This is a genomic window from Niastella populi (assembly GCF_002078015.1).
GTDB classification, from domain to species: Bacteria; Bacteroidota; Bacteroidia; order Chitinophagales; family Chitinophagaceae; genus Niastella; species Niastella populi.
Window position 1 is genome coordinate 1 of the sequence record NZ_LWBP01000235.1, and the last position, 22,074, is coordinate 22,074.

Sequence of the window (22,074 nt, forward strand, 5' to 3'; positions counted from 1 at the left end):
CATATGATAGCGTACCATTTTCATATGAAAATAGGGTGTTTTCATATGGTGAAGCACCATTTTCATATGAAAAAGTACCATTATGGAATATTAAATACCCGGTAATATATGATAACGCTCTCCCAAAATTTGCACCTCTACTTATTAGTGCCTTTTTACCTGCTTCAGTTTTACCGTACCTTTGCACGAAAATCAGTATTGGGGTATTATGCCCCGGATCAACAGAATATAAATAATTACCCATGAAATTTGAGGTTGGCGATAAGGTGGTGATCATTCAGACCAATGAAGAAGGCGAGGTTATAGATATCATTAATAACAAGATGGTTATGATCGACGTACGGGGCGTGAAGTTTCCCGCTTATGTCGACCAGCTTGATTTTCCGTACTTTAAGCGGTTTACCGAAAAGAAGTTATTTCCGCCCAAAAAGGAAAAAAAGTTCATTGACGATTTACCGCGCGAAAAAAAGAAAGTCACCCAGCGGGTGATCGACGGCGTTTGGATCACTTTTATTCCCATTACGGTCAATGACGAATTTGGCGATGATATCGTCACCGAATTGAAAGTGCACCTCATCAACCGCACTGAACTGGGTTATAAGTTCACCTACAAACTGAATTACCAGGGCGAAACCGGTTTTGAGCTCCTTAACTTGCAGATCCATTCATTTGAAGATATATACCTGCACGATGTACCGTTCGAGAACCTGAACGACAGTCCGGTTTTCAACTTTGAGTTTTCGCTGCTTACGCCTGATAAATACAAGGCTGAATACTATGAAGCTTCGCTTAAATTAAAACCAAAGCAAGTTTTCACGCGTATAGAAGACGTGCGTAAAAAAGGGGAAGCTACGTTCTCGTATAAGTTGTTCGAAGATTATCCGAACAGGCCTTATGAAGATAAACCATCGGGGCTAGATCTCAGCAGTTTATCAAAAGCCGGTTTTAAGATCTATGATGCCGCCAAAACAAGGCAACATCTTGAACCCGCCAAATCGGAGATCGATCTTCATATTGAAAAGCTGGAGCCCGGGTGGGAAACGATGAGTAACCTCGAGATCCTGGCTACGCAGCTAAAGACCTTTGAAAAGTATTTTGATCTGGCCATGGCGCATCATCTTCCCTGGCTTATTGTAATACATGGGGTGGGAACCGGTAAACTACGCGATGAGATCCACGAGATACTGAAAGTACGCAAAGAGGTAAAGAGCTTTGCCAACCGGTATCACCCGGCATATGGGTATGGGGCAACGGAAATATATTTTCAGTATTAGATTTTCGGGACTAACAGACTCGTAACTATTTACCGGACTCACTTTGATTGGTTTGTGGTTTATGGTTTGTTGTTTGTGGTTCTTTCATTTTCAGGACCCCCGGGTAATTTCAAGCCTCGCTTTCAGTTTTAGCCGGTATGCAGCTTGCAGCTGTATTTGTATTTGCTTTCAGCCTTCACCTGTATTTGCTTTCGGCTTATAGCTTGCAGCTTACAGCTGTATTTGTATTCGCTTTCAGCTTTCGGCTTTCAGCTTTCAGCCTTCACCTGTATTTGCTTTCGGCTTATAGCTTGCAGCTTACAGCTGTATTTGTATTTGCTTGCGGCTTATAGCTTGCAGCTTGCAGCTGTATTTGTATTCGTTTGCAGCTTACAGCTGTATTTGTATTTGCTTGCTGCTTGCAGCTTGCAGCTGTATTCCATAACTTTGCATTAACTACAAACCGGGCTATCGCCTTTCCCGCAAGGGAGGGGAGGAAAGTCTGGACAGCATAGGGCAATGTACCGGTGAATAGCCGGGTCCTTTCTCCCGATACAATCGGGAGGAGGGAACAGACAGTGCCACAGAAAATTACAGCTTGCATCCCGGCCCTGGCCGGGACTAGTTCTGACCCCCCGGGTTGGAAGGGTGATGGTGAAAACGTGGGGTAAGAGCCCACGGCTTTGCCGGGCGACCGGCAGGGCGGGTAAACCTTGCATGCTGAAATGCCATGTATACCAGCGTTGAAGAGCGGCTCGCTCGAATGCTCCGTTAAAAGGGCTACGTTGGGTGGGTAGGCAGAATGATCCGGTCAGTAATGGCCGGACAAGATAAATGATAGCCTCCCGATCGTATCGGGATACAGAATCCGGCTTACAGGTTTGTAGTTATTTTTATGAAATGCTCTCTCGGCTGGTAGCGTATTACTTGTTGGGGGCTTTACGATAATACGATGGTGAGGTAAGAAACAGGAGGCTGGATTTAAGAAGAGTCCGAATATCCGATCTCGTAATTTTACTTAAGGAAGTTTGCGGTTACCTGTTAGCTATAATATGCGGTAATATCGTACTTCTTATTTCCTACTTCTGATTTATCCCCATTCAAAATGTTTTACGTACTGATAAACACACCTATACCTGCACCTGAATCATCTTCAACCAACTCCGGCATCATTTTTGGATTTTCCTAGCCCGCTTCAATTACATACATCACTAAGCGCACACTACCTTATCCTCCGCAAATGGCAGCATTACTTTCGGCCATCGTTAAAATGTAATATCCTTCTGTGAAACTCTAATCCCCCTTCTGCTGAATCGTAGGGCCTGTTTGTAACCGTATAAATTCGCCTTATGAGGAACATCGTATTCACCCTGGGATGCGCCTTTGTAGCATTTCTGGCCTATGCATTAATTTACTGCTATAATAAACCAGCCCGTAATCTTTCTGCCGAGACCGGTATACCTGTCACTGCTTCCGAGTTGTATGCCCGGTTCACATCCGATCATTTACAAGCCAACGAAGTTTATTTGAATAAAGTACTTCAGGTGAGCGGCCAGGTACTTACAGTAAAGTACACACCGTATGGTGAGCCGGTTGTCATATTGAACACCGGTGATCCATTGTGCGGTGTAGCCTGCTCATTAAGTAAATTGTCCCCCGCAGCCAAACCGGTAAAACCCGGCGAAAAGATCATCATCAAAGGCATTTGCACCGGGTACGTAAATCATGTTGAATTATCATACAGTCAATTAGCTAATTAGCTAATGTGATAATTCGATAATGTGATAATGAAATGCAGCATACAGATTAGCTTTCTGCCTGCATTTTACATTTGAATTTTATCAGCCTTTCCGATAATAGATCCATTATCGAATTATCGAATTATCCCATTGTCACATTTACTGGAAACGTACAGCAACTCCTGCCTGAACGTGACTCGATTTCCATTCGTACCGGTCATCTATGTCATTGATGTCTGATAATCCTTTATTATACCGCGCATAAAAACCAACCTTCTCAATATTCACCTGCACGCCTATGTTGGCGCTGAATTCGGAATTCCTGAACGCCTGTCTGTCGTTCTTCAACAGGCTCTCATCGTCCCATACCAGGTAACTGTATTGCGGACCCGCCAGAAAGCTCAGCGTTTTATTCAGGTTATAACGCACCAGCAAAGGAACACTGATAGAAGCGAGGCTGATGTTCTCACCCGCAGCGCTTCTTCCATAATTGTTATAATAGGTTAGAAAGTCACTTCCTTTTTTATACTGCGAAAAGGAGTATAATAACTCAGGTTGTATAGCCCACTGTTTGGTGATGTTGTATGTGGCAAAACCACCTGCCTGGAAACCGGGCGCGAACTTATTCTTAATACCTTCTCCTTTAAGAGCCGAATAACTGATATCGGCTTTCACACCGAAATGCCATGTTTGTGCGTTGGCTGCAACCGTACAAAATAAGACTGATGTTACCATTGTAAACTTCATCATAATACGGAATTTGTTAAAGGGTTGACTTGTCATGTAATGAATATATTTTGAAAGGTGTAATGAACATTTCAAATGTATTTACTGCATATCCTTAATAAAAGTTATAATCTGTCAACGCCGGTAATTAATAGACAAATAAGCAGATTGTTGCGATTGTTTCAACGATTCGTCTGCTGCTTAACGGGGAGTTACCCTGTGTTTCAGGTGCAGTCACTTTTTTTCCGGGTGTTGTTAATTAATGCCCTTTTAATGAGCGCACATTTTATTTTTTGGTTATTGTCGCCGGCCCGTCGTCTTTGATCATTGCCTATTGTCAATTGACTATTTATCCATACATTTACTGCAAGTGACAGATTGCTTGTATGAATCATTTACCAATTGTAGATTTAACAATTATAGCCGTATACTTCGCCGCCATGATAGCGGTGGGTATAATTTTAAGTGGAAAGAATAAGGAAACCGAACAATATACCGTAGCCTCCGGCGCCATTCCGGGCTGGGCATTGGGCATGTCGTTTTACGCTACTTTTTTAAGCGCCATTACCTTCCTGGGCGACCCCGGCAAATCGTTCGGCGCCAACTGGAATTCATTTGTCTTCAGTCTGTCGATGCCGTTTGCCGCCATTATCGCTTCAAAATTCTTTGTGCCGTTTTACCGCAACAGCGAGGCCATCAGCGCATATACGCATCTGGAAGAACGTTTCGGCCCCTGGGCGCGTACCTATGCCATGATCTGTTTTGTGCTGATTCAACTGGCACGCATGGGCACCATCTTCTATTCCATTGCACTTACGCTGAAAGCACTTACCGGTTACTCGATGCCGGCAATCATGATCACCACCGGCATCTGTATTGTTGTTTACACGATGATGGGCGGTATGAAAGCGGTTATCTGGACGGAAGTGGTGCAGGCGGTAATCAAAACCCTCGGCGCCTTGCTGATCCTGTACCTGATCGTTTCGCAGCTCGATGGTGGTTTTGAATATATCGTCGACACCGGTAAAGCCAATGACAAATTCAGTTTGGGCAGTTTCAGGATCTCGGGTTTCTCCATGTCCACTTTCTGGGTCATTTTCCTGTACGGCTTTTTTATCAATCTCAATAATTTCGGTATCGATCAGAACTATATTCAGCGGTACCACACTGCGCGTAACAGCCGCGATGCCAGCCGCAGTATATGGATGTGCGTGGTGTTCTACGTACCGGTGAGCATGTTGTTCTTTTTTATCGGCACCGCGTTGTACGCGTATTATAATCAGCATCCCGAATTGATCCTGCCCCTGCAGCAACAGGTGGCGGCCGAAAAAAATATTGCACTGGCTAATTTATCGCCGGCCGATTATGGCGACCGGGTATTGCCGTTCTTTATGCGCAACGAAGTGCCGCGAGGTTTGCTGGGACTTATCATTGCTGCCATTTTATCGGCAGCCATGAGCACCATGAGCAGCGGTATGAACAGTTCGGCCACCGTTTTTCTGAAAGACATTTACCTGCGGTATTTCAATAAAGACGCTTCGCCCAAAGCGCAGATGCGGGTGTTGTATGTGGCAACGGCGGTAATGGGCGTACTGGCCATCAGTTTTGGCATTGGCATGATAGGCGTAAAAAGCCTGCTCGATGCCTGGTGGAAACTGGCCGGTATTTTCTCGGGCGGCATCCTCGGGCTATTTCTTTTGGGATTGCTGGCGCGAAAAGCAAAAAACATTGAAGCGGTCATTGCGGTGATTATCGGTGTGCTGGTCATCATCTGGGTCACGTTCTCGCGGCAGTTGCCCGATAATTATGCGTGGCTGCGCACCAACCTGCACGCAAACATGACCATCGTCATAGGAACCTTAACTATCTTCCTGACCGGCAAGTTTTTAGCCGGCTTACGAAAAAGCAGCCGGCCTACCCATTAGCGCTTCATTTTCAAGACGATATTAAATAATGGATTTTCTACGATAATTGTCTTTAAAACAATATTTACTTTTTAATTTTAAAGGCCGAATGGCCTGAAATTTTAATAACAACAATCAAAATAAACCTGATGGAAAAAAGATTTGTTCCGGTAATGATCACACCGTTCAACCTGAAGGCAAAGATTGATTTCGATATGGTTGAACGGCTGATCGATTTTTACCTGGCAGCCGGAGTGAGCGGTTTTTTTGCCAACTGTCTCAGCAGTGAAATGTATAGCATTAGTGAAGATGAGCGGCTGGAGCTTACCGCCCATATTGTGCGGTATGTGAACGGCCGTGTGCCTGTGGTGGCCACAGGTTCATTCGGACTTACCATTGAAGATAAAGCCGAGTTCAGTAAAAAGATCTACGATACAGGCATCGATGCGGTGGTGCTCATAACCGGTCACTTTGCCAATGTAGACGATGGCGATGATGTGCTGCTGAAGCGGTTCGAAAAAATGTTCTCGCTCACCCCCGATATTCCCATGGGCACATACGAATGCCCTGCGCCGTACAAACGTATTTTATCGGCCAATGTGTTCAAAGCCCTGTTGGATACCGGCAGGTTGAAATACCATAAGGATACCAGCATCGAGCTGGATAAAGTAAAGGAAAAGCTGCAGATAGCCAGTGTGCCGGGTTTCGATTTCTTCGATGCGCATACACCCAATGCAATGTACAGTTTGCAAATGGGTGCAAGAGGTATGTCGTCTATCAGCGGTAATTTTTATCCCGAGATCCTGGTGTGGATGTGTAACAATGCAACCGACCCCAACAAACTGGCCGATGTACAATGGCTGCAATCGGAACTTACCCGGGTTGACCCGTTGATTCACCAGGCATATCCCATGAGCGCCAAATATTTTCTGCAATTGCGCGGGTTACCCGTGCGTACCATCAGCCGGGCCTATGTGCAGGAACTGACACCCGCGCAAAAAGACGTGCTGAAAGGTATTTATGACAATTTTACGCAGTGGTGCGGCCGGTTAGGGATCACACCGGTTGATACGCGGGCTATTATGGAGCCTAAGATCTATCCCGATCCTGCTATTTAGTAATTCGGAGATCAGGAATTAGTAATTAGGAAGAGGCCGAAATTCGTAGTGTCTGATTAAATTCAGGCCGCATTTAGGAAACATGAAGTAATAAGAGCGCCTAGCTCAATAGCTTACATATTTGAGTTAAAAAAAGAGGCAGGAAGCAGGAAGTACACGCGTATCGTACTTCTTACTTCCTGCTTCTTACTTCAGAACCCTATGTTCACAAAAGATTCAATCAGAAAATGCACGCTTCAACCACTACCTTCTCTTATAGTAATCTTTCTTCGCCTGAAGAATAGCTTTGTCCCTTTCGATCTTCAGATCGTGAACCGTTCTTCTTCTTTCTTTGCGGCTTAAGCTTTCATCATGACGTGCGGCCCAGATCCGGTCTTTGTAATCAGTTTGAATATCCTGTATTTCAAGATCGAGTTTTGATGGACGCGCACGCTGGTAATAACCCGGAGGGTACGCGTACCATGGGTTATACCAATAGGGCGAGTAGCCCCATCCGCCTAATCCAACACCTACAGCAACGTGCGTGCGCGGGTAATAACGTGGCACAGCGCGTATCACCTTTTGGGCCGATGCATGGTAGGTAAAGCCCAATGCACAGATTAAAATCAATGACACCGTTTTCATCTTTCTACGTTTTAATATTCTACTATTAGACGGCAAAATATGCCCCAGGTATAAGGGTAAAATCAATCATAACGTTTCAATAACAAATTGACGCCTGACCATCCGGAGCAGTGGAAATTACCCCAAAAAAGGGGAAGATTTAGGTTTTCTTTAATGCGTGTTTATGCATACATTTAAAGTCTACCAAATTAATATAATTTGAGTTTTATGAATGATCAGCACCTGAGTGGCAAATGGATCGGCGCCTATACCTATGGCGATGAATACGATGAAACGGTGAGAGGGAAAACAGTTGATTTTGAATTGAATATTTCTGTTGAGAACGGATCGATAATAGGAGAATGCAGGGATAGCGAGGCCGCCGGCCATTTTGAAAAGCCGGCTACCATCGAGGGCACGGTATTGGATAATTCGATCAGTTTTATCAAACGCTATCCATATTACTGGCAGCACGAAAAAGGCGGCCAGCGTTTCCTGCCAAAATTACCTTCCCAGGAGATCAGTTACTCCGGCCGGTTCGAAAATGACCGGTTCGAAGGGGAATGGGAGATAGTAACCACACTTGTTGATGCGCAGGGAGAAATGATTTCCTATAAGGGATTTGGTAGTTGGTTTATGGTGAAAGAGAAGTTATCCTAAGAGTAGGTTTATTGGCAGCTTTTTCTGATCATAGTTATATGAAGTAGGAAGCAGGAAATACGAAATTCGCGTACATCCGGCTTCCTACTTCTTTTTTTACTTTTATGATAATCGCGCTTCGCGCTCATTCACCTATTTAATCGGGAACTACAACATTCAGACTTTTGCCAATTCCCAATTCCTGGTTCCCAATTCCTACTTCTTCTTCGCCACCGCTGCCTGTATCGGCGCCCTGTCTACATACTGAATTACCTCATCAACCTGGCCCTCGTTATTATAATGCATATCGATATGCACCCAGAATGTGAGCGATTCCTTGTTCTTATACGTTGCCTTTACCCTGTGCCAGTTCAATAACCAGGTGCCCTTGCTTTCAATACTCTGCGGTTCATTGATCTTAACCGGCAGCCAGATGTCGTTCGATACTTCAATCGATTCAATCACATTCGCGCGGCGGTCTTTCCAGTATTTTACAACCTCCGCCTTACCGGTAAGGCTGTCACCCGCAGACCACCTGAACTTGATATTTTCTGCAAACATGCTTGCCCAGCCATCGATATTGCCGGCGGCAAACTGTTCCAGGGCCTTCTTTCCCATATCGATGTACTTCTGATCGGCAAACTCAACCGGTGGCGGTGTACTGGTAGATTCCCCGGCAATGGCGGTTGGCGCGGTCTTTTCAGCTGCCTGGTCCTTACAGGCGGCCAGCATCAAAACCCAGATCGTTCCCAAAAGGATCTTTCTCATAAAGCAATTGTTTATAGGTTAAAAAATGGAAGCTGCTCCGTTGGGCAGGAGGTAATGAGCGGGATTAATAAGATGAGGTAGGTAATAAATGTAAGGATATTGGCACAGTTGATCAAATATATTGTTCTGTAATCTGCTTGAATTGAGGGTTTTATGATTATTATCAGGAAAATTGCGGTTCCCGCATACTAAAATAAACACGAACAGTTGTTTGCATTTCAATTTTGATATTATTAAATTCACATACAACGATTCAAATCCTAAAACCCTCCCCATATGAAAATCCAAAAACATCTTATCATTTGCCTTTGGTTTGCATTGGCAGCCTGCTCTTCAGCCGATAAAACAAAAATGCCAGCCATCGGTAATACCTACGCAGTTGATGCCAAACCGCCATCAGACGAAGCTTTTAACAAACAACCGGCCGGTACCATTATGCATTTTTTACAATGGTATCGTACCAATATTCCGCAGATCAAAAAAATTGAATTGGTGAGCCATTCAACCGATCCCGATTCGTCAATGTATTATGTCGTAAATGCAGAGGGCGCCGAACAGTATCTCGATGCTTTGCAGAAAAGCGGTTTTGTTACCGATAATTATATTGCCAAGTGGCGCGAGTATTTCGGAAAATGTAACGACAATCTGCGTAAATCGCCACAGACCGAAACGCCGGTAAAAGGGCTCGAGTTCGACCTGGTGATGTTGGCGAAAGATTACCAGGATGATCTTGCGCGAATTGAAAAATCGACGGTGGAATGGCAGAACGTGTCGAACGATGTAGGCTCCATTACGGTGAGTTTGCCTTCGGCCGGACGATTGAAGTACAAGGTTGCCAAACAGGACGGTAAATGGCTTATAGACGATATTAAGGATATCCGCAGCGCGCTCGACCAGGCGCAGAACGATTAAGAAGGCTAAAGGCTCAATGCTAAAGGCTTGTTCCAGAAAGGGCGGGCGGTTATGCTTTTTCCGGGCTCCACGTATTTGCAAAATACAAGAGGCAGTCTTTGTGAGAAGACTGCCTCTTGTACTATTTAAGTAAGTATTGAAGCCTGCAATAAGTTGGAAATAACGCCTTTCGCGAACTGGCTTTAAGCTTTAAGCTTTACGCCTTCAGCCTTAAGCCTCTTCCTCAACATACGAACTAACGGGTTCGCAGGTGCAGATCAGGTTCCTGTCGCCAAACGTGTTATTAACCCTTGCCACATGCGGCCAGAATTTATTTTCACGAACATACGGTAACGGGAATGCCGCCTGTTCGCGGGTGTATGGATGGTTCCATTGTGAACTGATAACGGCATGTTGTGTATGCGGCGCGTTCTTCAACGCATTGTCTTTTTTATCGGCTTTGCCTTCTTCAATAGCGCGGATCTCATCGCGAATGCTCAACATGGCATCGCAGAAACGGTCGAGCTCGGCTTTGTCCTCACTTTCGGTAGGCTCTATCATAATAGTGCCCGGTACCGGGAAGCTCAGGGTAGGCGCGTGGAAACCATAATCCATCAAACGTTTGGCCACATCTTCCGCTTCTATTTCCGCACTCTTTTTGAACGGACGAAGATCAACGATGAACTCATGCGCACACTCGCCGTTGTGGTTGGTGTACAGGATCTCGTATTGTCCTTCAAGTCTTGAGCGCATATAGTTTGCATTCAGAATGGCGTATTCGCTGGCTTTGCGAACACCTTCAGCGCCCAGCATCCTGATGTATGCATAACTGATAAGTAAGATGGAAGCAGAACCATAGGGCGCTGCACTTACTGCATGATGAGCATTTACCGGCAGGCCGTTGCCGATTGCCGATGCGGGATTACCGATCGAAACGTGCCCGGGCAGGAATTTCGCCAGATGCGCTTTTACGCAAATAGGGCCCATACCGGGACCGCCGCCGCCATGCGGAATGGCGAATGTTTTGTGCAGGTTCAGGTGGCAAACGTCGGCACCTATGAGGCCCGGAGCGGTAAGGCCTACCTGTGCATTCATGTTGGCGCCATCCATGTATACCTGTCCGCCATGCTCGTGAACTATCTGGGTAATTTCTTTTACCGTTTCTTCATAAATACCATACGTGCTGGGGTAGGTGATCATGATCCCTGCCAGGTCTTTGCTGTATTGTTCAGCTTTTGCTTTCAGGTCGGCCACATCGATATACCCGTTCTCGAGTGCTTTCACCACCACTACTTTCATGCCCACCATTACGGCGCTGGCAGGGTTGGTGCCATGTGCGCTGATCGGAATAAGCATTACGTTACGGTTCGATTCATTGCGGCTGGCATGGTAGGCGCGGATCACCAGCAAACCGGCGTATTCACCCTGGGCGCCGCTGTTGGGCTGCAGGCTGCAGGCATCAAAAGCGGTGATCTCGCACAGGTACTGGCTCAGTTCATCGGTGATCTGTTTGTAACCTTCCGTTTGGTTAACCGGTGCAAACGGGTGCATTTTGCTCCAGTGCTGCCAGCTTAAAGGGATCATTTCACTGGCGGCATTCAGTTTCATGGTACAGCTGCCGAGCGAGATCATCGAAGTGTTCAATGACAGGTCGCGGTTCTCGAGTCTTTTTATATAACGCATCATTTCCGTTTCACTGTGGTGGCTGTTGAACACCGGGTGCGTAAGGAAATTGCTGGTACGGGTAAGTGTATTGGGAATATTGTACAGCACGGCATCTTCGCTCACTGCAAAACCGGCTACGTTGTGATCGTTGGGCTGATCGAGCAGCAACAATACATCCAGCACATCGCTGAGGGTAGTGGTTTCATCGAGCGAAATACCAATGAGGTTGTCGCCATAATAACGGAAGTTGATCTGTGCGTTCTCGGCTTTCTGACGAATGGTATCGGCATGCTGCACTTTAAATACGATGGTATCGAAGAAGTTCTTGTGCAGCAGTTCAAAACCTTCCGCTTCCAGTTCCTCGGCAAGTGCATTGGCGAGTACCGTTACTCTTTTGGCAATGTTCTTCAAACCATCGGGGCCATGGAATACCGCATACATGGCAGCCATATTGGCCAGCAGGGCCTGGGCGGTACAGATGTTGCTGGTGGCTTTCTCACGTTTGATATGCTGTTCGCGGGTTTGCAGGGCCATGCGCAGTGCGCGGTTGTTCTGCACATCGATGCTTACGCCTATGATACGGCCGGGAATATTGCGTTTGAAGTCGTCTTTGGCTGAGAAGAAAGCAGCATGCGGTCCGCCAAAGCCCAAAGGCACGCCAAAACGTTGGGCAGAACCGAAGGCCACATCGGCGCCCAGTTCACCCGGCGGGGTCAACAGGGTAAGCGCCAGCAGATCGGTTGCCATGGCCACATAAGCCCCTGCATTGTGCACTTTACCGATAAAGTCGCGATAGTCTTCAATGGCGCCTTTGTCGTTTGGATACTGCACCAGTGCGCCAAAGTATTGCTGATCTATTTCTGCCGTACGGTAATCGCCAAAAACCACTTCAATGCCTACGGGCACACCGCGGGTTACCAGCACGTCTTTTGTTTGGGGGAAGGTATCGTTGTCGACAAAGAATTTCGGCCGGCTGATGTGGTCATGATCTTTGTTCAGCGTGTTGAAGAACATGGTCATGGCCTCGGCGGCGGCGGTAGCTTCATCGAGCAATGAAGCATTGGCCAGTGGTAAGGCGGTAAGATCGCTTACCATGGTTTGAAAGTTGAGCAGGCTTTCCAGCCGGCCCTGTGAGATCTCGGCCTGGTAGGGCGTGTACTGTGTATACCAGCCCGGGTTCTCGAAAATGTTCCTTAATATAACGCTGGGCGTAATGGTATCATAATACCCCTGCCCGATATAGTTCTTGTACACTTTGTTTTTCAGGGAAATGTCCTTGATCAGCTGCAGGTACTCGTATTCGCTGATGGCGGGCGGAATGTTCAGGGCGCCATCCATTCGGATACCCGACGGAACCGATTTATCGATCAGTGCATCGAAACTCCATTCGCCAATGGCCTTCAGCATTTGGCGGGTTTCAGATTCGGTAGGTCCAATGTGGCGACGGATGAATTCAGTGTTCTGTTGTTCAAAAAGATTCATAATCCCGTGTATGTTTGTAGTTTTTGTTTGTTGATCTGGTTCCAACAGTGGCTATTTTATGTATAAGGCCGCAAAGTTAATATTAAACTATCAGACTAACGCCTGTTTGGGGCCGGTGGTGAATTCAATGGGGAAAAGCGGCAAGGTGATAATTTGAAAATCCCGGCTACATCGGGACAAGCGGTGATAATTGGATATAGGAAAAGCCGCAAATCTCCCATTGGTTATATCCGTATTTTTTTTCTAATATATTAACATTCATAGCAATATAGCCTGTCTGCTACTGTAAAAACAAACAATTCCTTATCTTGTTGTATGCACCCGACTAACTGTTTGAACTGCGGTTCCCACCTTGGTACCGGCTATAAATTTTGCGCCGCCTGCGGGCAAAAAGCCAATACGCACCGCCTGAGCTTACATGAAATAGGGCACGATACCCTGCACTACGTTACCCATGCCGACAAAGGCATTTTTCACCTCATACGCGAACTGGCGTTGCGCCCGGGCCGGGTTGCCCGCGAGTATATCGATGGCAAACGCACCAGATATTTCAAACCGGTAAACTTTTTCCTTATTGTTGGCACCATCATGGTTTTTATGACCACCACTTTTCATATGGCCGATGAAAGCCATGTGAAACGGATGGAGGAGGCGGCGGCCCGCCTCAGCGACCCGGTCAAAAAACAATTTTTACTGGGCTTTGCCAAAAGAACCCGGAACGTATTGCATTATACCGGCAAATATTCCAATGTAATGAATATGCTGGCCACGCCGTTGTTTGCATTATTTTTCTGGTTGTTCTATAAAAAAGAACGGTATTCCTATATAGAGCACGTGGTGGCAACCATGTTCATTATGTCGTTTTCCATGTTATGTTATTCGTTGTTACTGGTGCCCTGGCAAAGCAGGCTTACCATGACGAAGGCAAGCTGGATGGTGATGCTGGTGTACTTCACATTCGAAATGCTGTACCGGTCATTTGCCTATTATCATTTTATTGGAAAGAAGGGTTTCCGGCACTACATGAAAGCGTTGGGTGTATCGCTGCTGGTTCTTATATTTTGGGTAGGCGGCACTTATGTGCTCATTGACAAATATATCAGGGGATGGTTTGAGTAAGTGATAAGTGATAAGTAGTAAGTAGTAAGTGATAAGTAATAAGTGATAAGTAGTAAGTGATAAGTTTGAGGAACCCTGTAGGTGAGGGAATAATTTTGAGCCCCCAAATTCCCAATCCCTGATCCCCCCAGTCTCTAATTCCTGGCAACTGGAACAGGCTCATTTTGTAAGGAAGAAGCTGCCTGGCCTTCCTCTTCCGCCCGCATTTCCTCACTCGTAATCCGGCTGCCATCGTGGCTATAGCCCGGCGGGCCAAAAAGGTATAACCATTTTTCTTTAAAGGAAAGGTCTTTACGGGCAACGTCTTTCCAGATCTGTATCCACTCGTGGAAGATGATGGTAAGCGGCGTTTCCTTTTCTATTGGTTTGGTTAACCCGTATTTGATGGGCTGGTATTCCTTTTCGGGCAGTTCGGGTTGAAAGGTGCCGAACATTTTGTCCCAGATGATGAGGAGCATGCCCATGTTCTTATCGAGGTATTTCGGGTTGCTGGCATGATGCACACGGTGATGCGAGGGTGTAACCAGGAAGTATTCAAGCCAACCCATTTTATTGATCAGTTTGGTATGTACAAATATGCCCCAGATCTGGGTGGCGGCATAAATGAACAGGATATCGAGCGGTTTAAAACCCATAAGGGCGAGCGGCATAAAATACATGAACCGGTACAGCGGTTGAAATACCGAAGAGCGGAAACCTACCGTAAAATTGAAAAGGTCTGATGAGTGATGCGTTACATGCACGGCCCAGAACAGCCGTACCTCATGATCGAAGCGGTGCAGCCAGTAGTACATAAAATCTTCCAGCAATAACAGCATTACCCAGTATACAACGGCATGGCTGAAACTGAAGATATGATGACGGTAGCAATAATCGAGGATCACCAGGCAAACCCCACGAAACAGCAGATCGAGGGTCGCATTCAGCAGCATGAGGTAAACATTGATGGCAGTATCCTTCCAGGTATATAGTTTCCGGTGATGATAATTACTGAGTAATAGTTCCAGTCCAATGATGATCATGTAGACCGGGGTACTGGTAAGTATCAATATTTGTTCAAGCAGTGCATTCATTCAGGAGGCGCAAAAATAATCTTTATGACTGAAATATCATAATGCAGCTCTATAGCTGTCATGACGAAGCTTCTTGCTGCTAGCCGGTTGCCCGTGCATTTAGCGTTAACCCTTAAGCGTTCAGCTTAATTGGTTTATTGCATTACAGGGTGTATCAACCAGCTTTATTTTTGTTCACTTTTACCCGGGTAGATGGCTCAATGTAGTACAGGTTGCCTTTTTTTATCGACGGTACCTTTTTGTTTTTAATATGTTCCTGCCGCCGCATCTGTTCGCTCGTCATTCTTTGGCCGTCGTGACTCCAGCCGGGTGGACCAAAAAGATACATCAATTTTTGTTTAAAGCCCGCATCTTTCCTGCGCATATCTTTCATGATGGCTGCCCATTCATGAAAGATGATGGTGGGAATGGAGTTATTCTCGAGCGGATGGGTAATGCCATAACGGATGGGTTCGTATTCCTGGGGCGGCAGTTCTTTTTGAAAAGTGCCGAACATTTTATCCCAGATGATAAATACGGTACCCATGTTCCTGTCGAGGTATTTGGGATTTGAACCATGATGAACCCGGTGATGCGAAGGGGTAACGAAAATGTATTCGAGCCAGCCCAGCTTTTTTACTTTTTCGGTATGCGTTAAGATGGCCCATACCTGGCAAACGGAATACATAAAGAAGATATCGATGGGGCGGAACCCGGCCAGCGCTATGGGTATGAAAAATAGAAAGCTGTAAAACGGTTCCAGCACTCCGCTGCGGAAGCCAACGCTGAAATTAAAGTGGGGAGATGTGTGATGATTTACATGCACCGCCCAGAAAAAACGGCACTGATGGCCCAGCCGGTGCAGCCAGTAATGCATCATATCGGTGAACAATAAAAGAATTACCCAGTAGGTTACCGAATATGACCAGTTCGCCAAACTATATTGAAAGAAAAATGTTAAAACGATCAGGCTGATGCCCCGCATCAGCAGGTCGGCAAGCCCGGTGAGCAGGCTCAGGGAGAAATTCTGAATGGTATCTTTCCAGGAGTAAGCCCGCACGCCTTCCAGGTGACTGATCAATAATTCGGCCCCGATAACCAGAACATACAGCGGCGTTGAGAATAGTAAAACTATCTGATCGTATAATGCACGCATGGGAATTAAAAATCAAAAACCAAACCATTGTGTCGGGGATAGGTTAACTTGCAGGGTGAAATACAAGCCGAAAACCGAAAGCTAAAAGCCATAAGCAAATACAGTTGCAGGCTTCAGGCTTAAATGTCAAAGGTTCGGGATGCAGGCTTAAAAAAAACGGAAACGGACCCAAATAATTAAATATAGCATTTGAAAAAATAATGGCAGCACATCGTGATAATAATGAACAGGTTGCGGGTATTGAAGATGGTAACTGGCAAAAGAAAAGCGCCGAACACCAGAAACAATATAAGAACCTGCTGAAACGTGCAGATCGAAACAAAGTGTTGAGAAAATTGCCCGATTTGCATGAAGAAGCATTTTCGAAGATCGATTGCCTGCAGTGTGCCGCCTGTTGTAAGAATTATTCTCCGCGTTTCAAGACGCCTGATATAAAACGTATCAGCAAACATCTTAAAATGAAGGAGAGCACGTTTATAGATACTTATTTGCGGTTGGATGAAGAAGGCGATTACGTAGTTAAACAAACGCCTTGTGCGTTCCTGGGGGCCGATAATTATTGCAGTATTTATGAAGTTCGTCCGTCAGACTGTGAACGGTTTCCGTATACTGATGAAGATGTGATACTGAAAAGGCCGAATCTTACGTTGAAGAATGCAACATTTTGTCCGGCGGTGTATTATGTGCTTGAGAAGTTGTTGAAAGAAGATAAGTGAGTAACCGTTAGCGGTTTCAGGTTTTGGCTGGAACTTTACGAATTGGCACACAGGGCGAACCGCCCGATACAAAGCCCTGAATTAATTATCACATTATCACACTATCACATTATCACATTAACCGTCCATGTCGCATTTACCAGCCCAGATACATGACCTTGCGCTGATACTGGCCATTGCCGGTGTAACCACACTGCTGTTCAAAAAACTGAAACAACCGGTGGTGTTGGGATATATCCTGGCAGGTTTGCTGGTTGGTCCCAATTTCGCGCTCTTACCTACCATTTCCGATACCGCGGGTATTAAAGTATGGGCCGATATCGGGGTTATCTTCCTTTTATTCAGCCTGGGTCTCGAGTTCAGTTTTAAAAAGCTGGTAAAAACAGGCGGCACTTCCGGCGTTACCGGTATATTCGAGATCATTTGTATGGTGGGGTTAGGCTTTTTCACCGGTAAACTACTGGGCTGGCCAACCATGGATTGTATCTTTCTCGGTGGTATCATTGCCATTTCTTCCACTACTATCATTATACGCGCATTTGATGAACTGGGTGTTAAAACAAGAAAGTTCGCCGGCCTCGTAATGGGTGTGCTGGTGATCGAAGACGTGATGGCCGTATTGCTGATGGTGCTGCTTTCAACGTTGGCGGTAAGCCGCGAATTTGCGGGTATCGAAATGTTGTATTCGGTATTGAAACTTGTTTTCTTTCTGGCCTTATGGTTTATCTCAGGCATCTTCCTCATACCCGGCTTTTTAAAATGGGGCCGCAAGCTCATGAACGATGAAACCCTGCTGGTGATTTCGCTGGGTTTGTGTTTGCTGATGGTGGTGCTGGCTACGTATGCGGGTTTTTCGGCGCCGCTTGGTGCATTTATTATGGGCAGCATCCTGGCCGAAACACCGCAGGCCGAAAAGATAGAGCACCTGGTACAGCCGGTAAAGAATTTATTCGGCGCCATATTTTTTGTATCGGTGGGTTTATTGATAGAACCGAAGTTGCTTATTCAATACATTGGCCCCGTGCTCATCGTGTCGGCGGTGGTGATTGTAGGAAAAACGGTGAACGTTACATTGGGTGCGCTGATCTCGGGGCAGCCTTTGAAACAATCGATCCAGGCGGGTATGAGCCTGGCGCAAATAGGGGAGTTCTCGTTTATTATCGCCACGCTCGGCGTGAAACTGCAGGTAACAAGCCAGTATTTATATCCGATAGCTGTTGGGGTTTCAGTGATCACCACTTTTACAACGCCGTATATGATCAGGCTGGCCGATCCGTTCTTCAACTGGCTGGCACCGCGGCTGCCCATGAAATGGCGAACTGCCATCAATCAATATAGTACTGGTGCGCAAACCATTCAGGCCGAAAGCGACTGGCGTATTGTATTGCGCTCGTACCTGGTGGTAATGGCCACCAATTCGGTAGTGGTGATCGCTCTTATATTTTTATCAACCACTTATTTATTGCCGCTGTTACACAACAGTATTCCCGGCACAGCATATCCCGCTATCATCACCTTCGTTATAACGCTGGCTGCTACGGCACCCTTCCTTTGGGGACTGGCCATCCGCCGTTTGCATTCGCTGGCCTACCGGAATTTATGGCTCGATAAGAAATATAATCATGGTCCGCTCGTAATGCTCGAAGTAGTGCGCAACCTGTTACTGGTGGTGCTGGTGGGTTTTATGGTGAACCTGTTGTTCAATACCCTGGTTGCGTTGGTGGCCATATTGCCGGTGATCGGCATAGTGTTGTTTGTATTTGCGCGGCGGTTGAATTCGTTCTATGCACGAATTGAAAAACGGTTCCTCTCCAACCTGCATCAGCGGGAGCAGATGCAATCGAGCGGCAGCGGCGACCTGAGCCCCTGGGATGCACACATCGCCTATTTTACCATGCCGGCCGAGTCGACCGTGGTGGGCAAATCATTACAGCAGCTGGCATGGCGCGAGCATTTCGGCATCAACATCGCTTATATAGAGCGGGGTTCCATTACCATTGCGGCGCCGGCCCGTACCGATGTATTATATCCGTTTGATAAAATTGCCGTAATTGGCACCGATGTACAGCTGGAACAATTCCGCATTGTACTTGAAACCGCCACGTTGCCCGGGCAGAACGGGAATGAAGAGATCACCCTTAACAAGATCATCGTAGATGAACATACTGCCCTGCGCGGTAAAACCATAAGGGCATCGGGCATTCGCGAAATGACCAATGGGGTAGTGGTTGGTATAGAACGTGGTGGCCGGCGCATTCTCAACCCCGACTCCACCACTGTTTTTGAATGGGATGATATTGTATGGATCGTGGGCGACAGGAAGAAGATCGATAATTTGAAAATGTGATGATGGGATAATGGAATACAGAATACAGCCGAAAGCGAATACAAATACAGCTGCAAGCTATAAGCCGCAAGCAAATACAGGCGAAAGCCGAAAGCTGAAAGCGAATACAAATACAGCTGCAAGCTGCAAACCGGCTAAACTGAAAGCGAGGCTTGAAATTAGTCGGGGAACCTGAAAATGAAAGAACCACAAACCATAAACCATAAACCATAAACCACAAACCAATTCCCGCGAATCCCGCAATTACTCATAAATCCCGAAACCAGGATGTATATCAGTTTTTTGGTGCAATTAATAAAGCTAACTTTAAAGTAAATTAATTGCTATGCCAAAATTCGTAATAGAAAGAGATATGCCCAATGTAGGCAATCTTACCCAGGAACAACTCCGCGAAGCTGCCCAAACATCCTGTAACGTTCTAATGAATTTAGGTCCACAAATACAATGGATTCACAGTTATGTAACCGATAACAAGATCTTCTGTATTTATCAGGCCCCTGATGAAGCAACGATCAAACAACATGCAGAGCAGTCGGGATTTCCGGCAAATAAAATAAGCAGGGTAAAAGCTATTATTGATCCGGCTACTGCGGAAGTAAGTTAGTTATTCAGTTTGTAAGTTATTAAGTTATTGAGTTCATCAATTCACGAGCTTGCGAATAGTCGTGAGCCAACTGAACAACTGAATAACTGAACAACTGAATAACCGGCTTCTGTCAACTTGTTAACTTGTCAACTCTTCCTTTAACTGAAGGTATCGCCTTTGGTTTCATCGTATTGTTCGTATGGTTCACCGGTGTTTGATTGTCTTTATCGGCAATGGCAACCCCTGCTACATAATTTCTGCCCATTTTATAGGCTACATACAACATCGACAGGGTTACCAGGAACTGGATCACTGTAAGTGAATTGGATACCACATGCATGGCCGGACTGATCGCTTTTTTCATTTGCGCTTCGTTCATGGCTGAGAGTGAAGGGAATACCGACCTGTCGCCAAAATACACCATTTCAGAAATGATCACCTGTTTATTGATGGTAGCGATAAGCAAAATTAGAATAGCGCCTGCTATCAACATGATAATGTTCGGCGCTTTGCGGTTGAACTGGTGCCTTATTTCCTTTACCAGGAAAATAAAGAAAGTAAATAGCACAAATAACGGCAGAACGATCTTCCACGAAGAAATAGTAAAGTAGGTTTCGTGCAGGCGAATATCGAAATGGTTGCCAAGGAAGGTCCATCCAAAAACGAAGATGGCGACCAGAACGGTGGCGTTCAGAATAACCCCCAACCAGACGATTTCAAAGAATAACGGCTTAAATTTTTGCATTTGCATAGGTTAATCAGGCTTATCAGGCTTGTTAAAGAATATGCAAAAACCATGCGTTTTTTCTGCTAACAGTTGTATTCCCCGCGGCTCCCGATTTCGTATATCTTATTAATCAAATTTTTATAATGGCGCAGTTTACCTGTAGAAATTTAAATTGGGATTGCAGGCAGGTAAAGTCCCATTGTCGGATAACGATTTTTTATAATGACAGCACAGCAAGCCTCTACCCGGGCAGGTAATTTTGTATGCCTGCTAATGAAAGCGGGTTTTGTAGGATGTTGTTTAAGATAAAAGCAGGTATGACCTCAACTCCAAAGAAATAATGATCTTCCTCAAAGCATTGCAGCAGGAGCCATTCGACAGGGACACGGTTACTGACAGGCTTCATGAAATCTTAAAGCAGATCAAACGCATGTGGAAGGTTAGGAGTTTAACACTACCCAAACAGGTCACTGCTCAAATACCTGTCGCCCCGGTCGCAAACGATAAACACGATCACGCCTTCTTTAATTTCTTTCGCCTGTCTGAATGCGGCTGAAGCGGCGCCGCCACTGCTCATGCCGGCAAATACGCCTTCTACTTTCGCCAGTTGACGTGCTGTAATGGTAGCCTCCTGTTGCGAAACATCTATCACGCGGTCAACCCGGCTGGGATCGAAGATCTTTGGCAAATATTCCTTAGGCCAGCGGCGAATACCGGGGATCGATGATTCTTCCGTAGGCTGGCAACCCACGATCTGAATAGCGGGATTCTTTTCCTTAAAGAACATGGAACAACCCATGATGGTGCCGGTAGTACCCATGGAGCTTACAAAGTGGGTGATGGCCTGGTTGGTATCACGCCAGATTTCAGGCCCGGTGGTTTTATAATGCGCTTTGTAATTATCGGGGTTCGAGAACTGGTTCAGGATAATGGCTTCGCCTGCCGCTGCTTTTTCTTCTGCATAATCGCGGCATTTCTCTATGCTTTCCAGCAACGTAACCCGGGCGCCAAAAGCTTCCATGGTCAAAGTTCTTTCGCGGGTTGATGTAGATGGCATCACCAGTTCTATATCAAGGTTGAACAGCCTCGCCACCATGGCCAGCGCTATGCCGGTATTACCGCTTGTGGCTTCAATAAGTTTTGATCCTGGCTGTATGTCACCCCGTTCCAATGCAGATTTGATCATGTTCAACGCAGGCCGGTCCTTCACGCTGCCACCAGGGTTATTCCCCTCCAGTTTGGCATAGATGGTAACGTTCGGATTGGGATTGAGCTGTTTGATCTCTACCATTGGGGTATTGCCTACCAGGTCTAGAATGCTTGCCATTTTTATAATTTATAACAGAAGGTTGAAATTACCACTTTTATAAATTCCCTCCTTGACGGCTGGGAAAGAATAATTCTACCGGTACGATAGATTATAATGCTCTGCAACCTGCTATGTAAAACATTAATTTATATAAGTGCTATTGCCTATACAATTGCAGGAACGGCGTGGTTCGCACAACGGTCATAATTTTTCATTAGAATTTAATACTTGCAATGCTTAAGGCTTAAGTGTCGTATAGCATAACATAGGATAC

General features: G+C 45.9%; 19 protein-coding genes and 1 other RNA gene. 11 read left to right on the top strand and 9 right to left on the bottom strand.

The features are described from left to right. A partial coding sequence (locus A4R26_RS35515) for a hypothetical protein (protein WP_207625858.1) occupies nucleotides 1–244 on the bottom strand: 244 nt, incomplete at its 3' end. Here A4R26_RS35515 and A4R26_RS30530 point away from each other — a divergent pair. The 3 genes from A4R26_RS30530 (at nucleotide 243) to A4R26_RS30545 (ending at nucleotide 3,013) form a co-directional block, all read left to right on the top strand. Beyond that, entirely contained in the window at nucleotides 243–1,274 is a 1,032-nt protein-coding gene (locus tag A4R26_RS30530) for a Smr/MutS family protein (protein ID WP_081170319.1), read from the top strand. The genes A4R26_RS35515 and A4R26_RS30530 overlap by 2 nt on opposite strands. A gap of 434 nt (nucleotides 1,275–1,708) precedes the next feature. Further along, nucleotides 1,709–2,145, top strand: an RNA gene (gene rnpB / locus A4R26_RS30540) — RNase P RNA component class A. Between the two features lie 457 nt (nucleotides 2,146–2,602). After that, complete coding sequence (locus tag A4R26_RS30545) at nucleotides 2,603–3,013, top strand: OB-fold protein (protein WP_081170322.1); 411 nt, start codon at nucleotides 2,603–2,605, stop codon at nucleotides 3,011–3,013. Between the two features lie 138 nt (nucleotides 3,014–3,151). Here A4R26_RS30545 and A4R26_RS30550 read toward each other — a convergent pair whose 3' ends face one another. Beyond that, the gene (locus A4R26_RS30550; RefSeq protein WP_165760475.1) at nucleotides 3,152–3,742 is read right to left on the bottom strand and encodes a porin family protein; all 591 of its coding nucleotides are present in this window, start codon (nucleotides 3,740–3,742) and stop codon (nucleotides 3,152–3,154) included. Nucleotides 3,743–4,104: 362 nt separating this feature from the next. Between A4R26_RS30550 and A4R26_RS30555 the strand changes: the two genes are divergently transcribed. Together A4R26_RS30555 and A4R26_RS30560 are read left to right on the top strand one after the other, a co-directional pair. Further along, entirely contained in the window at nucleotides 4,105–5,643 is a 1,539-nt protein-coding gene (locus A4R26_RS30555) for a sodium:solute symporter family protein (protein ID WP_081170326.1), read from the top strand. A gap of 128 nt (nucleotides 5,644–5,771) precedes the next feature. Then, the gene (locus A4R26_RS30560; RefSeq protein ID WP_081170328.1) at nucleotides 5,772–6,740 is read left to right on the top strand and encodes a dihydrodipicolinate synthase family protein; all 969 of its coding nucleotides are present in this window, start codon (nucleotides 5,772–5,774) and stop codon (nucleotides 6,738–6,740) included. A 243-nt stretch (nucleotides 6,741–6,983) separates the two neighbouring features. Here A4R26_RS30560 and A4R26_RS30565 read toward each other — a convergent pair whose 3' ends face one another. Further along, nucleotides 6,984–7,364, bottom strand: coding sequence for a hypothetical protein (locus A4R26_RS30565; RefSeq protein ID WP_081170329.1), 381 nt, complete (start codon nucleotides 7,362–7,364; stop codon nucleotides 6,984–6,986). Between the two features lie 207 nt (nucleotides 7,365–7,571). On the opposite strand from A4R26_RS30565, the gene A4R26_RS30570 reads away from it, so the two are divergent. Beyond that, nucleotides 7,572–8,003 (top strand): hypothetical protein, encoded by a 432-nt coding sequence (locus tag A4R26_RS30570; protein ID WP_081170331.1) that lies wholly within the window; start codon nucleotides 7,572–7,574, stop codon nucleotides 8,001–8,003. Nucleotides 8,004–8,198: 195 nt separating this feature from the next. Here the strand turns inward: A4R26_RS30570 and A4R26_RS30575 are convergent, their stop codons facing one another. After that, complete coding sequence (locus tag A4R26_RS30575) at nucleotides 8,199–8,750, bottom strand: nuclear transport factor 2 family protein (protein WP_081170333.1); 552 nt, start codon at nucleotides 8,748–8,750, stop codon at nucleotides 8,199–8,201. A 276-nt stretch (nucleotides 8,751–9,026) separates the two neighbouring features. Between A4R26_RS30575 and A4R26_RS30585 the strand changes: the two genes are divergently transcribed. Beyond that, nucleotides 9,027–9,662, top strand: coding sequence for a hypothetical protein (locus A4R26_RS30585; RefSeq protein WP_081170337.1), 636 nt, complete (start codon nucleotides 9,027–9,029; stop codon nucleotides 9,660–9,662). A 210-nt stretch (nucleotides 9,663–9,872) separates the two neighbouring features. On the opposite strand, the gene gcvP is transcribed toward A4R26_RS30585, so the two are convergent. After that, on the bottom strand, nucleotides 9,873–12,788 hold the full coding sequence (gene gcvP / locus A4R26_RS30590; protein WP_081170339.1) for an aminomethyl-transferring glycine dehydrogenase: 2,916 nt from the start codon (nucleotides 12,786–12,788) through the stop codon (nucleotides 9,873–9,875). Nucleotides 12,789–13,103: 315 nt separating this feature from the next. Between gcvP and A4R26_RS30595 the strand changes: the two genes are divergently transcribed. Then, complete coding sequence (locus A4R26_RS30595; RefSeq protein ID WP_081170341.1) at nucleotides 13,104–13,907, top strand: DUF3667 domain-containing protein; 804 nt, start codon at nucleotides 13,104–13,106, stop codon at nucleotides 13,905–13,907. A 134-nt stretch (nucleotides 13,908–14,041) separates the two neighbouring features. Here the strand turns inward: A4R26_RS30595 and A4R26_RS30600 are convergent, their stop codons facing one another. Both A4R26_RS30600 and A4R26_RS30605 read right to left on the bottom strand, forming a co-directional pair. Then, nucleotides 14,042–14,980, bottom strand: a complete 939-nt coding sequence (locus A4R26_RS30600; RefSeq protein ID WP_081170343.1) for a sterol desaturase family protein — start codon at nucleotides 14,978–14,980, stop codon at nucleotides 14,042–14,044. A gap of 154 nt (nucleotides 14,981–15,134) precedes the next feature. Continuing rightward, nucleotides 15,135–16,115 carry a sterol desaturase family protein gene (locus tag A4R26_RS30605; protein WP_081170344.1) on the bottom strand — a complete coding sequence of 327 codons (981 nt, stop codon included), beginning with the start codon at nucleotides 16,113–16,115 and terminating at the stop codon, nucleotides 15,135–15,137. A gap of 200 nt (nucleotides 16,116–16,315) precedes the next feature. On the opposite strand from A4R26_RS30605, the gene A4R26_RS30610 reads away from it, so the two are divergent. From A4R26_RS30610 to A4R26_RS30620, 3 genes are all read left to right on the top strand, one after another. After that, a complete protein-coding gene (locus A4R26_RS30610; RefSeq protein WP_081170346.1) occupies nucleotides 16,316–16,831 on the top strand; it encodes a YkgJ family cysteine cluster protein in 516 nt (171 codons plus the stop codon). 127 nt (nucleotides 16,832–16,958) lie between these two features. After that, complete coding sequence (locus tag A4R26_RS30615; RefSeq protein WP_081170348.1) at nucleotides 16,959–19,178, top strand: monovalent cation:proton antiporter family protein; 2,220 nt, start codon at nucleotides 16,959–16,961, stop codon at nucleotides 19,176–19,178. Nucleotides 19,179–19,503: 325 nt separating this feature from the next. Beyond that, complete coding sequence (locus A4R26_RS30620) at nucleotides 19,504–19,782, top strand: DUF4242 domain-containing protein (RefSeq protein WP_081170350.1); 279 nt, start codon at nucleotides 19,504–19,506, stop codon at nucleotides 19,780–19,782. 112 nt (nucleotides 19,783–19,894) lie between these two features. Here the strand turns inward: A4R26_RS30620 and A4R26_RS30625 are convergent, their stop codons facing one another. Both A4R26_RS30625 and cysM read right to left on the bottom strand, forming a co-directional pair. After that, entirely contained in the window at nucleotides 19,895–20,509 is a 615-nt protein-coding gene (locus A4R26_RS30625) for a hypothetical protein (protein ID WP_133054832.1), read from the bottom strand. Between the two features lie 436 nt (nucleotides 20,510–20,945). After that, the gene (gene cysM / locus A4R26_RS30630; RefSeq protein ID WP_081170354.1) at nucleotides 20,946–21,818 is read right to left on the bottom strand and encodes a cysteine synthase CysM; all 873 of its coding nucleotides are present in this window, start codon (nucleotides 21,816–21,818) and stop codon (nucleotides 20,946–20,948) included. Between the last annotated feature and the right edge of the window lie 256 nt (nucleotides 21,819–22,074).